The organism is Micromonospora sp. Utrum1, assembly GCF_057197805.1.
Map to the genome: position 1 here is coordinate 1,455,134 of NZ_CM170071.1, position 14,216 is coordinate 1,469,349.

At 73.3% G+C, this 14,216-nt stretch carries 10 protein-coding genes; 3 read left to right on the top strand and 7 right to left on the bottom strand.

Translation table 11 applies throughout. The annotated features are described in order from the left end of the window. Positions 1 to 17 precede the first annotated feature (17 nt). Both AC0OLQ_RS07215 and AC0OLQ_RS07220 read right to left on the bottom strand, forming a co-directional pair. Positions 18 to 1,205, bottom strand: a complete 1,188-nt coding sequence (locus AC0OLQ_RS07215) for a threonine synthase (protein ID WP_484530710.1) — start codon at positions 1,203 to 1,205, stop codon at positions 18 to 20. Positions 1,206 to 1,213: 8 nt separating this feature from the next. Continuing rightward, a complete protein-coding gene (locus AC0OLQ_RS07220; protein ID WP_484530711.1) occupies positions 1,214 to 2,248 on the bottom strand; it encodes a DNA polymerase ligase N-terminal domain-containing protein in 1,035 nt (344 codons plus the stop codon). Between the two features lie 118 nt (positions 2,249 to 2,366). Between AC0OLQ_RS07220 and AC0OLQ_RS07225 the strand changes: the two genes are divergently transcribed. Beyond that, a complete protein-coding gene (locus AC0OLQ_RS07225) occupies positions 2,367 to 3,149 on the top strand; it encodes an aldo/keto reductase (RefSeq protein WP_484530712.1) in 783 nt (260 codons plus the stop codon). A gap of 52 nt (positions 3,150 to 3,201) precedes the next feature. Here the strand turns inward: AC0OLQ_RS07225 and AC0OLQ_RS07230 are convergent, their stop codons facing one another. Then, positions 3,202 to 4,350, bottom strand: coding sequence for a glycoside hydrolase family 12 protein (locus AC0OLQ_RS07230; RefSeq protein WP_484530713.1), 1,149 nt, complete (start codon positions 4,348 to 4,350; stop codon positions 3,202 to 3,204). Between the two features lie 339 nt (positions 4,351 to 4,689). Between AC0OLQ_RS07230 and AC0OLQ_RS07235 the strand changes: the two genes are divergently transcribed. Both AC0OLQ_RS07235 and ctaD read left to right on the top strand, forming a co-directional pair. Then, a complete protein-coding gene (locus AC0OLQ_RS07235) occupies positions 4,690 to 5,796 on the top strand; it encodes an FAD-dependent monooxygenase (RefSeq protein ID WP_484530714.1) in 1,107 nt (368 codons plus the stop codon). 128 nt (positions 5,797 to 5,924) lie between these two features. Next, positions 5,925 to 7,682, top strand: a complete 1,758-nt coding sequence (gene ctaD / locus AC0OLQ_RS07240; protein WP_484530715.1) for an aa3-type cytochrome oxidase subunit I — start codon at positions 5,925 to 5,927, stop codon at positions 7,680 to 7,682. Positions 7,683 to 8,173: 491 nt separating this feature from the next. Here the strand turns inward: ctaD and AC0OLQ_RS07245 are convergent, their stop codons facing one another. Genes AC0OLQ_RS07245 through AC0OLQ_RS07260 form a run of 4 tightly spaced genes read right to left on the bottom strand, consistent with a single transcriptional unit; the run spans position 8,174 to position 14,025 of the window. After that, positions 8,174 to 9,409 (bottom strand): MFS transporter, encoded by a 1,236-nt coding sequence (locus AC0OLQ_RS07245; RefSeq protein WP_484532292.1) that lies wholly within the window; start codon positions 9,407 to 9,409, stop codon positions 8,174 to 8,176. 39 nt (positions 9,410 to 9,448) lie between these two features. Continuing rightward, the gene (locus AC0OLQ_RS07250) at positions 9,449 to 10,030 is read right to left on the bottom strand and encodes an isochorismatase family protein (RefSeq protein WP_484530716.1); all 582 of its coding nucleotides are present in this window, start codon (positions 10,028 to 10,030) and stop codon (positions 9,449 to 9,451) included. 13 nt (positions 10,031 to 10,043) lie between these two features. Next, positions 10,044 to 11,330, bottom strand: coding sequence for a nicotinate phosphoribosyltransferase (locus AC0OLQ_RS07255; protein WP_484530717.1), 1,287 nt, complete (start codon positions 11,328 to 11,330; stop codon positions 10,044 to 10,046). 16 nt (positions 11,331 to 11,346) lie between these two features. Next, the gene (locus AC0OLQ_RS07260; RefSeq protein WP_484530718.1) at positions 11,347 to 14,025 is read right to left on the bottom strand and encodes a LuxR C-terminal-related transcriptional regulator; all 2,679 of its coding nucleotides are present in this window, start codon (positions 14,023 to 14,025) and stop codon (positions 11,347 to 11,349) included. Positions 14,026 to 14,216 lie beyond the last annotated feature (191 nt).

The window sequence follows — 14,216 nt, forward strand, 5'->3', positions numbered from 1 at the left end:
GTCCCGGGGAGCCCGCGTCACACCGTCGGCACGCCGGAGACGTCCACCGTCTCCGGGTACTTGAGGCCCGCGCCGGTGTTCAGCACCACCACCCGCTCGCCGGCGCGGATCCAACCCCCGGCCCGCAGCTGCCGGGCGGCGCTCAGGCAGGCCGCCCCCTCGGGGCAGAGCAGCAGCCCCTCCCGGGCGGCGAAGTCGCGCAGGTCGGCGAGGATCTCCGCGTCCTCCACGGCGATCGCGGTGCCGCCGCTCTCCCGCAGCGCGGCCAGGATCAGCTCGTCGCCGAGCGGGGCGGGCACGGTGATGCCGAACGCCAGAGTGTGCGCGTCCGCCCACGGGGTGGCTCGCGGCTCGCCGGCCGCGAACGCGCGGACGATCGGCGCGCAACCAGTGGACTGCACGGCGACCAGGCGGGGCAGCCGGTCCTCCACCCAGCCCAGCTCCCGCAGCTCGTGCAGCGCCTTGTGGATGCCGATCAGCCCGACCCCGCCCCCGGTCGGATAGATGATCACATCGGGCACCTGCCAGCCGAGCTGCTCGACGATCTCGTACCCCATGGTCTTCTTGCCCTCCAGGCGGTACGGCTCGCGCAGCGTGCCGGCGTCGAACACCCGCCCGCCCGACTCGGCGACCAGGCTGGCCACCCACCGGCCGGCGTCGCTGATCAGGCCGTCCACCAGCCGCAGATCCGCACCGGCGGCGACGCACTCCCGCCGGCAGATGGTCGGCGCGTCGAGCGGCATGGCGATGGTCGCGCCCATCCCGGCCCGGGCCGCGTACGTCGCCCAGGCCGCCCCGGCGTTGCCGTTGGTCGGCATGGCGATCCGCTCGACGCCCAGCTCCCGGGCCCGGCTCACCCCGACCGCCGCACCCCGGGCCTTGAACGAACCGGTCGGGGTCAGTCCCTCGTCCTTCACGATCAGGTCCGGGATCCCGATCTCCTGCCCGTACGCCGGCGCGCGCAGCAGCGGCGTCCAGCCCTCGCCCAGCGTGGTGACGAAGCGGGGATCGGCCACCGGCAGCAGCTCCCGGTAGCGCCACAGGTCGGCCGGGCGGAGCCCGAACTGCTCCGGGGTCACCGCGGCGGCCACCGCGGCCAGGTCGTAGCGGGCCAGCAGCGGGGAGCCGCACTCGCACAGGTTCTGCAACTTGTCGGCCGGATGCTGCTCGCCGCAGCGCGGGCAGTCCAGGTGCGTCAGGTGCACGGTGCTCCTCAGCTCGGGTCGAGGCTCAGCCAGTGCCGGCTGCGCCGACCCGGCTCGTACGGGGAGTCGAGCCGCTTGGCCACCACCCCCGGGAGCCCCTGTTCGCGGGCGGTCCGCAGGGCGTCCGCGCCGACCCCCGGGAACCACGGCGGAGTCTGCCAGTGCGGGCCGGTCAGCGCCAGACCGTCGAGCAGCTCCCGGCGCTGCGCGTACGGCACGTCGAGGCTGGTCACGCCCTCCAGCCAGAGCAGGTCGACGGCGAGGAACTGGCCGTCCCGCTTGGTGGGCGGCTTGACCCGCCCGCCCGGGTCGATCCGGACCAGCACGCCGTCGAGCACGGTCTCGACCGGGGCCAGCTCCTCGGCCATCGCCCGCAGCCACGGGTACGCCCCGGTGATCTCCTCGTCCGAGGAGTCCAGCAACCGGAGCCGGCCGCCGGAGAGGTACGCCATCGCCCGCACCCCGTCCCAGCGCAGCTCGTACCCCCAGGCGGCCTCATCCTTGGGCAGCCCGTTTCCGGGGGTGGTGTGCATCGGGCGGACCAGCTCGGGCATCGGCGTCCAGCCCTCGGGAGCCGGGTCGGTGCGGCGGACCATCCAGTCCCGGCCCCGGCCGCCGGTGGCGAAGAGGACGTACCGCCCCTTCGTCCGCCGGCCGTCCAGGACCACGATCACCTCGTCGTCGCGCCACTTCTCCACGCGATAGGTGCCGGTGTCGTGGACGGTCATCCGCCCGCCGCCGTACTCGCCGGCCGGGATCTCACCGTGGAAGGTCAGGTATTCCATCGGATGGTCCTCGGTGTGCACGGCGAGGTGGTTGCGGCCCGGATCGCGGGGCAGGCCGCGCGGCACCGCCCAGGAGGCCAGCACGCCGTCGTGCTCGAGGCGCAGGTCCCAGTGCAGGCTGCGGGCGTGGTGCTGCTGGATCACGAACCGGGGCTTGCGCCGCGCGGCCCGCTTCCCCTGCGGGGTCCGTTCCGGCACCGGCTCCGGGGTACGCGCCGCGTCCCGTTTCCGCCGGTACTCCTCCAGCCGGTCAGCCACCCTCGCATTCTCCGGCAGGTCCGGGTCGATCGCCCGGTTCCTGCCGCTTCTGTCCCGTTCGGCCGCCGCTCGGCGGGTCGCCGGCATGCCGCCGCCGATCACGGGTAGAAGCGTCGGTATGGACCTCGACCAGCCCACCCTCCCGCTCACCGGCGACGTCCGGATGCCGCTGCTGGGCTTCGGCACCTGGCAGGCCACCGGCGAGGCCGGGTACGACGCCGTGCTCGCCGCCCTCGACGCCGGTTACCGGCACATCGACACCGCGACGATGTACGGCAACGAGAAGGAGGTCGGCCGGGCGGTCAAGGAGAGCGGGCTGCGCCGCGAGGACCTCTTCATCACCACCAAGCTGCCGCCGGACCGGGTGGGCCGGGAACGGGAGACCATCGAGGCGAGCCTGGCCGCCCTGGACATCGACCACGTCGACCTGTGGCTGATCCACTGGCCGCCGTCGGCGCCCGGTGACAGCATCCCGGTCTGGCGCGAGATGCTCGCCGCCCGGGACGAGAACCTGGCCCGGGCCGTCGGGGTGAGCAACTACAGCATCAGCGAGATCGACGAGCTGATCCAGGCCACCGAGGAGACCCCGGCGGTCAACCAGATCCGCTGGAGCCCGTCCCTGTACGACCGGCAGGTGCACGCCGCCCACCGGGACCGGGGGGTGGTGCTGGAGGGCTACAGCCCGTTCAAGACCAGCGACCTCACCGACCCGGTGCTGGTCCGGATCGCCCAGGCGCACGACGTCTCGCCGGCCCAGGTGGTGCTGCGCTGGCACATCGACCACGAGATCGTGGTCATCCCGAAGTCGGTCACCCCCGACCGGATCCGGGTCAACGCCGACGTGTTCGGCTTCTCGCTGACCGCCGAGGAGATGCGCGACATTGACGCCCTGGGCCACTGAGCCTGAGGCGGGGCGCGGCCCGTGCGGACCGCGCCCCGGGATCAGGTTGGCGTCACGCCCGGGCGCAGGTGGCGCCGTTGAGGGTGAAGCTGCTCGGCGCGGAGAATCCGCCGCTCAGCGTCGCCTGGTAGCCGAAGCTGGTCGAGGCTCCCGGTGCCAGCGTGCCGTTGTAGCTCAGGTTCCGCGCGGTAACCGCGGATCCGCTCTGCGTCACGGTGGCGTTCCACGAGCCGGTGATGGTCTGCCCCGAGGGCAGGTTGTAGTTCAGGGTCCAGCCGTTGACGGTGCTGGAGCCGGTGTTGGTGATCGTCACGTCGGCGGTGAAGCCGTTGTTCCAGACGTTGGTGGTGTACTTCACCGAGCAGGCGGCGTTGCCGGGCGGCGGCGGGGTGCTGGTCTGCGGCGGCGGGGTGGTGGCCGGCGGCGTGGTCGGCGTGGTGCCGCCGGTGTTGACGCTCTGCGAGAACGAGTTCACCGCCAGGCCGACACCGCCCTGCCACGGCTCGAAGCCGGCCTGGATGCTGGTGAGGTACCAGTCGCTGGTGATCGCGCCCCGGCTCCGGGTGTCGTTGATGAACGCCATGGCGTCGAAACTCATGCTCGTGATGGGGGACGGCGCCACGTACGAGATGACGTTGTTCGAGCCGTTGCTGCCCCGCCAGACCTCCCAGGTCCGGCCGGCGACGCTGGCGGTGCCGACCACGGAGCCGATCGGCTGGATCGGGCCCTGCCGGTTGAACCAGATCATGATCTCCATCTGGCTCACCCCGTCCTTCTTCGGCGTGGGGTCGAGCCAGATGTCGTACGCGGCGTCGTAGACCGCGCCGCTGACGTAGTTGTAGCTGATGCTGCTCGGGGCGCTGCTGATGTTCTTCACCTGGATCGGCAGGTTGGTGCCGGGCGAGCAGTTCGTGTAGTGGCAGCCCACGAAGATCGACGGATACGAGACCGGCGCGCCGCTGGTGTTCCCCACCCCGTCCTGGCGGGTGATGGAGAAGCCGGTCGAGGTGACGTTGATGCACTGCTGGGCGGTGGTGCCCCAGCGGTTGTTCTGCACGACGTACTTGCCGCCGATGGTGGTCGACCCGTACTGCTCGCAGATCTGGGTGTCGGCGGAGGCGGTGCCGCCGAGGGCGACGGCGACGATCGAGCCGACGGCCAGCAGACCGGCCGCGGCGAGGGCCCTCAATGGACGCTTCATGATGCTCCTTGGCTCGGCGCGGGGGGCGCCGATTCGGGTCGGGGGTATGCCGGGAGCGCTCCCAAGGTCAGAGCACCACATTTACATGTCTGAAACCGTCGCGCAACCGTGCCGGTCGAGTCGATCGTTTCGATGACCGTCCGTGAGCGGTCGGTGGCTGGGCGCTACGGCGGCGACGGCCGCATCACCCGGTCGGGGCGGGATTCCCGCCGGTGGGAGGGCTCCCGGTCGCTGACCGGGCGTCCACGCCAGGGCTGATGGACACTTCCGCCGGTTGGTTGCGGCGAGTAATGTCTTGCCTCCAACGCGTTCCGAACCCCTCCGGAGGCGTACCCCACGATGGGTGGTTCCCCCCTGCGCATCCTCGTCGTCGGCGCGGGCATCGCCGGGCTCGCCGTGGCCCGGGCGCTGCGCCTGGCGGGGTTCCGTCCCGACGTGACCGAGAAGCTGCCCCCGACCGAGCGCGCCGACACGGGCCTCTACCTCCCGGGCAACGCGGCCCGGGCGCTGCGCCGGCTCGACCTGGACGGCCCGGTACGCCCCCTCGGCCAGGTCATCCACCGGCAGCGCTTCCTGGAGGCGACCGGCGCGCCGCTCTGCGAGGTCGACCTCGACGCGCTCTGGGCCGGAGTGGGGGAGTGCCGCGCGCTGCCCCGCGCCGAGTTGCACCGGGTGCTGCTCACCGGGGCCGGCGGCGCCGTCCGGCACGGGGCCGAGGTCAGCACCGTCGAGCCGCTGCCCGGCGGCGTCGCGGTCGGCTTCACCGACGGCACCAGCGGCGAGTACGACCTGGTCATCGGCGCCGACGGCCCCCGCTCGGCGGTGCGTACCCTGGCCGCGCTCGGCGGCCCGCCCCGCCCCGCCGGCCAGGTGGTCTACCGCAGCGTGGTGCGCGGCGGCCCCCGGGTGGCCGACTGGACCGCCCTGCTCGGCCAGCGCGCCGGCTTCCTGGTGGTGCCGCTCGGCGCCGGCCGGCTGTACTGCTACGCCGACGAGGCCGGCACCAGCCTGCCGGCCGACCCGCTCGCCCGGCTGCACGAGCTGTTCGCCGCCTACGGCGGACCGGTGCCCGAGGTGCTCGCCGCCCTGGAGACGGTGGACGTCGAGCTCACCGAAGAGGTCGAGCTGGGGCGGTGGTTCCACGGCCGGGTGCTGCTCGTCGGTGACGCGGCTCACGCCACCGCACCGACGCTCTCCCAGGGCGCCGCCATGGCCCTGGAGGACGCCGTGGTGCTCGCCGAGTCGCTGAAGGCCGCCGGCAGCGTCGAGGCGGCGCTCATCGCGTACGAGAGTCGTCGCCGCCCGCGTACCCGCTGGGTCCGGGACCGGACCCGGGACCGCAACCGCACCCGCGACGTGCCGCCGGCGCTGCGCGACCCGTTGCTGCGCGGACGTGGCGGACGGATCTTCCGGGAGCACTACCGGCTCCTGACCGGCCCGCTCTAGCGGGCCGGTGATCGTAGCCGCCCACCCCACGCGGCGGGGCCACCTACCGGGGACTATCCTCCTTGCGGATGACGGCCGCGCAGATGAACAGCGCGCCGAGCGGGACAACCCAGAACCGGAGGCCACTCGTGACCACCGTCGCACCCAAGCCGGTCGTGACCCGGCCCTGGCCGGTCCGCGAGCCGGTCAAGGGGTCGGCAATCGCGCGGCTGCTGCGCACCACGGACGCGAAGCAGATCGGGATCATGTACATGGTCACCGCGTTCGCGTTCTTCATGATCGGTGGCCTGATGGCCCTGATCATGCGCGCCGAGCTGGCGCGGCCGGGCCTGCAGTTCCTGTCGCCCGAGCAGTACAACCAGCTCTTCACCATGCACGGCACGATCATGCTGCTGTTCTTCGCGACGCCGATCGTGTTCGCGTTCGGCAACTACGTGGTGCCGCTGCAGATCGGCGCGCCCGACGTGTCGTTCCCCCGGCTGAACGCCTTCGCCTACTGGCTGTACCTGTTCGGCGGCACCATGGCCACGGCCGGCTTCATCGCCCCAGGCGGCGCGGCCGACTTCGGCTGGACGGCGTACACGCCGCTGAGCACCGCCGAGCACTCGCCGGGCGTCGGCGGGAACATGTGGATCGTCGGGCTGGCGATCTCCGGTCTGGGCACGATCCTCGGCGCGGTCAACATGATCACCACGATCCTGACCCTGCGTGCCCCCGGCATGACCATGTTCCGGATGCCGATCTTCACCTGGAACCTGCTGGTCACCAGCCTGCTGGCCATCCTGGTCTTCCCGCTGCTGGCCGCCGCGCTCTTCGCGCTCGCCGCCGACCGCCTGATCGGCGCCCACGTGTACGACCCGGCCACCGGCGGCCCGATGTTGTGGCAGCACCTGTTCTGGTTCTTCGGCCACCCCGAGGTCTACATCATCGCGCTGCCGTTCTTCGGCATCATCAGCGAGATCATCCCGGTCTTCTCCCGGAAGCCGATCTTCGGTTACAAGGGCCTGGTCGCCGCGACCATCGCCATCGCCGCCCTGTCGATGAGCGTGTGGGCGCACCACATGTTCGCCACCGGCCAGGTGCTGCTGCCGTTCTTCAGCTTCCTCAGCTTCCTGATCGCCGTGCCGACCGGCATGAAGTTCTTCAACTGGATCGGCACCATGTGGCGGGGCCAGATCAGCTTCGAGACGCCGATGCTCTGGGCGGTCGGCTTCCTGGTGACCTTCCTCTTCGGTGGCCTGACCGGTGTGCTGCTGGCCAGCCCGCCGCTCGACTTCCACGTCTCCGACTCGTACTTCGTGGTGGCGCACTTCCACTACGTGCTCTTCGGCACCATCGTGTTCGCCGTCTTCGGCGGCATCTACTTCTGGTTCCCGAAAATGTTCGGCCGGATGCTCGACGAGCGGCTCGGCAAGATTCACTTCTGGCTGACCATGATCGGCTTCCACACCACCTTCCTGGTGCAGCACTGGCTCGGCGCCGAGGGCATGCCTCGCCGCTACGCCGACTACCTGCCCGGTGACGGCTTCACGTTCCTGAACACGGTCTCCACGGTCGGTGCCTTCATCACCGGTATCTCGACCCTGCCGTTTATCTGGAACTGCTGGAAGTCGTACAAGACCGGTCCGGTGGTCGAGGTCGACGACCCGTGGGGCCACGGCAACTCGCTCGAGTGGGCCACCAGCTCGCCGCCGCCGCTGCGGAACTTCGACCGGATGCCGCGGATCCGCTCCGAGCGGCCGGCGTTCGACCACAAGTTCCCCGAGCTGGCCGCCGGCCACTCCCTGGCCGGCCCGCCCGAGGGCGGCGCGAAGCCGCTGACCAGCGAGTCCGACGGTGGCGCCAGCTACCAGGAGGACACCGAGGGCCGGCTCGAGAAGAGCTGACCCAGGCGACCCGTACGGGCGCCGTACCCCCTGCCGGGGTGCGGCGCCCGTCGCGTTTCCCGGCCCGGCTCCGCCCGCTCCCCGGCGCGGCGCGCGCCGCATGGCGCCGCCCGCTCGGCGCGCACCGCGTGGCGCCGCACCGGCTCGGCGAGGTGGGCGTATCCCGACCCGCCGGAGACCCCCACCTCGCCGAGGTGGTGGGCAGCGCCTGCGCGACGCGGGCGGGGTGGGGTGCGGGGGGTCGGCTGGTGGTGAGGGAGGTGGGCGGAGTCGGCGGGCTCGGCTCCGCTGGGCGTTGGCGCCCGAACCGCCAGGCGTGTGGGTTCGCGCGGCCGGGTGTCCGGTCCTCTGGCTTGCGCGGCCCGCCAGCTCGGCGAGGTGGGCGTATCCCGACCCGCCGGACACCCCCACCTCGCCGAGCTGGCGCCCGCCTCGACCGACCGCCGACCGCCGACCCGGCGGCGGGTCGGCGCGGCGGTCGGCGGTGCGGGTCAGGGGGTGGCGGGGGCCAGTTCGGGTTGCGGGGTCGGGGTCGGTTCGCGGCGGTGGCGGAGCTCGATCGGCAGGACGACCAGGGCGACCAGCACCCCGATCGCGCCGGTGACCGCGAACCCCCAGGCCGGCGCCGAGGCGTCGATCACCGCGCCGGCCAGCGGCGCGCCGAGCGCGATGCCGACGGTCACGGCCGAGCCGTGCAGGCCCATGGCCTCGCCGCGTACGCCGGCCGGGGCGAGCCGGCTCACCGCGTCCGAGGTCGAGGCGATGGAGGGCGCGCAGAGGGCGCCGGCCGGGACGAGCGCCAGGCAGAGCAACCACCAGTGCGCCCCGCCCAGCCCGACCGGGATGGTGGTCACGCTCAGCGCCGCCACGAGGGCCAGCGGGGAGAGCGAGCGGGTGACCGCCCCGTACGCGAAGCCACCCACCAGCGAGGCGACCGCCCACGCGGCCAGGACGGCGCCGGTCCAGCCGACCTCGCCGCCCTCGCGCAGCACGGCGACCACCGCGACGTCGGTGCCGCCCAGCACCAGGGTGGCGGCCAGGCTGACCGCCAGCACGGCGAGCAGCCGGGGCGTCAGCCACTCGCGGCGGGGCACCTTGCGGGCCGGACCCGCCGGCTCGTCGGCGGCGCGGGTGGGCGGGTCGAGCAGCCAGAAGCAGATGCCCGAGGCGACGATCCCGGCGCCGACCGCCCACATGGTGAGCCGGGGCGACACGGCGGCGGCCATGGCCACGGCCAGCGCGGGGCCGACCATGAACGACAGCTCCACTGACATCGAGTCGAGGGCGTACGCGGGGCGGCGCCGCTCGGCCGGCACCAGCGCGGCGACCGACTGGCGGACCACCGAGAAGACCGGCAGGGCGAACAGGCCGGCCAGGAACGCGGTGGGCAGTAGCACGGGGTACGACAGGGTCGGCGCGCTGGCCCAGAAGGCGCCCTCGGCGACCGTGGTGATCAGCAGCACCGGGCGCAGCCCGCGCCGGTCGACCAGCCGGCCCAGCAGCGGGGAGCCGAGCGCGGCGCCGATGGTGGACGCGGCGCCGACCAGCCCGGCGGCGCCGTAGCCGCGACCGAGGTCGAGCACGACGTGGAAGGTGAGCGTCACGCCGGTCGCGGTGAGCGGGATGCGCGCCAGCACCGAGATCAGCAGCAACGATCGGAGACCGGGCAGGGCGAGTGCCTCCCGGTAAGGCTTCAGGTTCACGACGGTCCGTACCTCCGGCGCAATCCTGGGCCGGGGGTACGACAGTCGCAACCGATTACCTGCTCAAGCGGCCCTGATCACAGGTTCGCCGACCGTGCCGACCCCGGCGCCGTCCAACGCCCGCAGCGCCACGTCCAGCGTGTCGGGCGCGACGGCGGCGGTCAGGTCCAGCAGCACGGTGGTGCGGAAGCCCTCCCGGACGGCGTCCAGCGCGGTGGCCCGGACGCAGTGGTCGGTGGCGATGCCGACCACGTCGACCCGGTCGACGTCGCGCCGGCGCAGCCAGTCGGCCAGGCACTCGCCGTCGTCCGCGTGCCCCTCGAATCCGGAGTACGCGGCCGCGTGCTCGCCCTTGTGGAAGATCGCCTCCACCCGGCCGGTCTCCAGGTCGGGGTGGAACTCGGAGCCGGTGGTGCCCACCACGCAGTGCCGGGGCCAGGAGTCGACGTAGTCCGGCGGATCGCCGAAGTGCGCGCCCGGGTCGATGTGGTAGTCCTTCGTGGCGACCACGTGGTCCCAGCGCTCCGGCTCGCTGGCGAGCAGCCGGGAGATGCCGGCGGCGACGCCCGCCCCGCCGTTCACCGCGAGGGAGCCGCCCTCGCAGAAGTCGTTCTGCACGTCCACGATGATCAAGGCGTTGGCCATCGGATCGGTCCTCTCAGCTCGCGGGTACGACGGTCACCGGGACGGCCGGGTCGCCGCCGGAGAGCTTGAGCCCCTCCCAGGGGATGGAGATCAGGCACTGCCGCAGGTGCTCCCGGGATTCGTCGAGGGTGGGCAGTGCGACCGGCTCGCCCTCGACGATGAACGAGCGCTGGAGCAGCCGGTCGTTGGGCTGTCGGTCCGGCACGCCCTGCGGCACGATGATCTCCTCGGTGGCGGTGCCGGTCGGCTTGTGCCGGCGGACGGCCACCTTCCGGCCGCCGATGGTGGCCTTGTGCTCGGAGCGCTTGACCACCGGGCGCCCGTCCACCTCGACCAGCTTGTAGACCAGGCCGGCGGTGGGGGCGCCCGAGCCGGTCACCACGGCGGTGCCCGCGCCGTACATGTCGACCGGCTCGGCGGCGAGCGAGGCGATGGCGTACTCGTCGAGGTCGCCGGAGACGATGATCTTCGTCTCGGTGGCGCCGAGCGAGTCGAGCAGTTCGCGGGACTGCTGGGCGATCACCGCGAGGTCGCCCGAGTCGATCCGGACCGCGCGCAGCTCCGGCCCGGCCACCGCGATGGCGTTGCGGATGCCCTGGCTGATGTCGTAGGTGTCGACCAGCAGCGTGGTGTCCTTGCCCAGCGTGGCGACCTGCGAGGCGAACGCCGCCTGCTCGTCGTCGTGGAGCAGGGTGAAGGCGTGCGCGGCGGTGCCGGCGGTGGGGATGCCGTAGCGCTGGCCGCCCGCCAGGTTGGAGGTGAACCGGAACCCGGCCAGGTACGCGGCCCGGGCGGCGGCCACCGCGGCCCCCTCGTGCGCCCGGCGGGAGCCCATCTCGATCAGCGCCCGGCCGCGGGCGGCGGTGACCATCCGGGCTGCCGCGGCGGCCACCGCGCAGTCGTGGTTGAGCACCGACAGCGCCAGCGTCTCCAGCACCACGCACTCGGCGAAGGTGCCGGAGACGGTGAGGATCGGGGAGCCGGGGAAGAACAGCTCGCCCTCGGCGTACCCGTCGACGTCGCCGGTGAAGCGGTAGTCGGCCAGCCACCGGGCGGCCCGGTCGTCCACCACGCCGGTGCGGCGCAGGAACTCGACCTCGTCGGGGTTGAACCGGAAGTCGCGGATCAGCTCGACGAGCCGGGCCGTCCCGGCGACCACGCCGTAGCGGCGGCCCGCGGGCAGCCGCCGGCTGAACACCTCGAAGACGCAGCGACGGTCGGCCGTGCCGTCCCGCAGCGCGGCGCTGATCATGGTCAGTTCGTAGTGGTCGGTCAGCAGCGCGGGGCGAAGGGTGCTCACCGCCCCAGCCTAGAGTTCAGGCCGGATCCGTGCCGTCGTGGCCCGGCATCGACCGCAACGCGGCCCGCAGCTCCGTCCGGCCGGCCACTCCGAGCTTGCTGTAGACCCGCTGGAGGTGGTTCTCCACCGTACGGGTGGAGAGGAAGAGCCGCTCGGCGATGGTGCGGCTGGTAACCCCGTCGGCGGCGAGCCGGGCGATCTCCCACTCGCGTTCGCTCAGCGTCGGGCGGAGCAGCCGCAGCGCCGGGGTGGACACCTCGTCGCACCGGCGGAGCAGGTCGGCGAGGCGCTCCCGGGCGGGGCCGGTGGCGCCGGCCCGGCTGCGACCCATCCGGTGCAGCGCCATCGCGGTCGCCTCGGCGGCGTAGACGATCAGCTCCCGGGCGGCGAAGCCGTCGGCCACGGCCAGCAGTTCGTCGGGGCTGTCGTCGACGCTCGCGCGGGCGTATCGGGCGACCAGCGGCGGCAGCACCCCGTCGACCTGCTCGGAGAGCTCGGCCAGGCGCTGCGCCACGGTCCGCCGGCCGCCATCGCCGCAGGTCGGCCCGATCGCCGAGGCGGCCTGGTCGAACCGGACCAGGTCGAGCAGAACGAGCAGCTCGTGCCCGGCCAGGCGGTCCTCGCGCAGCCGGTCGGCGAGCGCGCAGAGGTGCTTGGTGGCCGCCGGCAGGTCGCCCGCGGCCGCGTGCACCGCGCCCCGGGCCTGCTCCAGCCAGGGGTAGAGCACCGCCATCCCGGGCGCGTGGGTCCGGTCCGCCTCGGCCATCGCCTCCGCCGCGTGCGTCGCGTCGCCGCGCAGCGCCGCCGCCTGCGCCCGCTCGGCGTGCGCCAGGCCGGCGTAGACCCGGCTGGTGGCGAGCACGGCGCAGGCGCCCAGGCTGGTCTTGAGCGCCTCGTCGCCGCGGCCGCGCAGCCGTGCCGCGTACGCCTGGAGGATGGCCAGGTAGCCGGTGCCGAGCCGGAAGTCGCCGGCGCCGGCCAGGTCGGCGAACTCGTCGGCGACGATCGCGTCGATGCCGGTCAGATCGCCGGAGAGGGCCAGCCGGGTGCCCCGGGCCAGCTCCATGGCGAGCTGGAGGTAGGGCATGTCGGCCCGCCACGACGCCGCCTCGGCCTGCACCCGGGTGATGGCCGTGGCGCTGCGTCGGTACTGGCCCTGGGCGGCCTGGAGATGCGCGAGGGTGCAGCGGGCCAGCTCGCGCGCGGCCATCGGGGCGGCCGGCCGGTCCAGCACCGCCTGGGCCAGCCGGACCGCCGTGTCGGTGTCCAGCCGGTGCAGCCGCATGATCGCCTCGAAGGCGCGGACCCGGGCCCGGTCGGCGGCGTCGGTCAGCTCGGCGCCGCGCGCGGCGATTTCCTCCACCGTGGACTCGCGGCTGAGTCCCCAGTAGCTGACCATGCCGCGGGCCGTCAGCCAGCGGCCGCGCCGCCGGTCGTCCTGGATCGCCCCGGCCACCTGGTCGAGGACTGCGATCGCCTCCTCCGGCCGGTCGCCGAACATGAGGATGGTGGCGAGAAGTTCCGCCGCGTCCGGGCCGCCCTCACCCTCCAGCGCGGCCCGGGCCAGCCGGGTGGCCAGCGGCACGTCGTACCGGCCGAAGGCCTGGGCTGCCGCGTCGAGCAGCAGGGCGGGATCCTGCGCCGTACCCGAGTCGAGCCGCCACACCGCGACCCGCAGCAGGTCGTCGCGGCGTCGCTTGCCGACCCGTTCCAGCAGCCCGGCCAGGGTGGCCTGAAGGCGGCGGGTGCGGCTGACCGGGCACTGCCGGCGCATCACCTCGCCGTAGAGCGGGTGGGCGAGGCGGACGTTCAGCCGCCGGTCGTCGCGCACCATGGAGATCAGGCCGCGCTCCTCGGCGACCTCCACGTCGGCCGGGTCGACCGCCTGCTCCAGCAGGTGCAGGCCGAGCGGCTCGCCGAACGCCACCAGCTCGACCACCGCCCGTACGCCGGGTGTGAGCTGGCCGATCCGGGTGTCGATCAGGTCGGTGAGGCTGGGCGCCAGCTCCAGCCGGCCGGTCCACTTCCAGATGCCGTACGTCCGGCTCAGCTCGTCGCCGCCGGAGGCGGCGAGCACCAGTTCGCGCAGCAGCAGCGGGTTGCCGGCGGAGAGCCGGAACAGCCGCTCGGAGGAGCCGGCGTCGACCGGCCCGCCGAGGATCGCGGCGAGCAGCCCGGTGGTCTCGCTCGGGCCGAGCGGCCCCAGCTCGACGAGGTCGACCAGGTCGTCGGTCCACAGGGCACGGATCGGCAGGGGGATCTGCTCGCCGTTGCGCAGGGTGCCGAGCACCGTCGCGTTCTCCGCGCGGGCGATGAGGTGCACCAGCGCCGCCGACGGCGGGTCGAGCAGGTGCGCGTCGTCGATCGCCAGCACGATCGGCCGGCCCGCGGCCTGCTCCTGGAGCACGTCGACCGCCCAACGCAGGACGCCGGCGGGGGAGAGGCCCTGCGGCTGGGCGGCCGGGAGCACCTGGACCAGCCCGCCGAACGGCAGCGCGGCGGTGGTGGCGCTGGCCGCCACCGACCAGATCGCGTAGCGGTCGGTGGAGAGAGCGGCCACCCCCTCGCGCAGCAGGCGGCTCTTGCCCACTCCGGCGCTGCCGCTGAAGAGCAGCCCGCGTCCCTCCGGACCGCCGACCGCCGACAACAGACGGTTGAGTTCATCCGTTCGGCCGACGAAGTCCCACCGACTCATCGGTGCAGCATATCGATGGTGTTCCGTCCGCGTGTACACCGTCACGCAGCGAAGTTGAGTAATCTGTCGATTACTCGTGAGTACCGGATGTGTTCGATGTCGGATCGGCGACAGCCGTACGCTTCCGACATCCCCTGCGACCAGGGATTTTCCTCGCGACCGAATGCTCCGGTCGCCTGACCGGGAGGCCG

Coding starts and splice junctions, on each gene's coding strand:
- AC0OLQ_RS07250 (WP_484530716.1), bottom strand. CDS start 10,030: ATGGCCAACGCCTTGATCATCGTGGACGTGCAGAACGACTTCTGCGAG.
- AC0OLQ_RS07260 (WP_484530718.1), bottom strand. CDS start 14,025: ATGAGTCGGTGGGACTTCGTCGGCCGAACGGATGAACTCAACCGTCTG.
- AC0OLQ_RS07230 (WP_484530713.1), bottom strand. CDS start 4,350: ATGAAGCGTCCATTGAGGGCCCTCGCCGCGGCCGGTCTGCTGGCCGTC.
- AC0OLQ_RS07235 (WP_484530714.1), top strand. CDS start 4,690: ATGGGTGGTTCCCCCCTGCGCATCCTCGTCGTCGGCGCGGGCATCGCC.
- AC0OLQ_RS07225 (WP_484530712.1), top strand. CDS start 2,367: ATGGACCTCGACCAGCCCACCCTCCCGCTCACCGGCGACGTCCGGATG.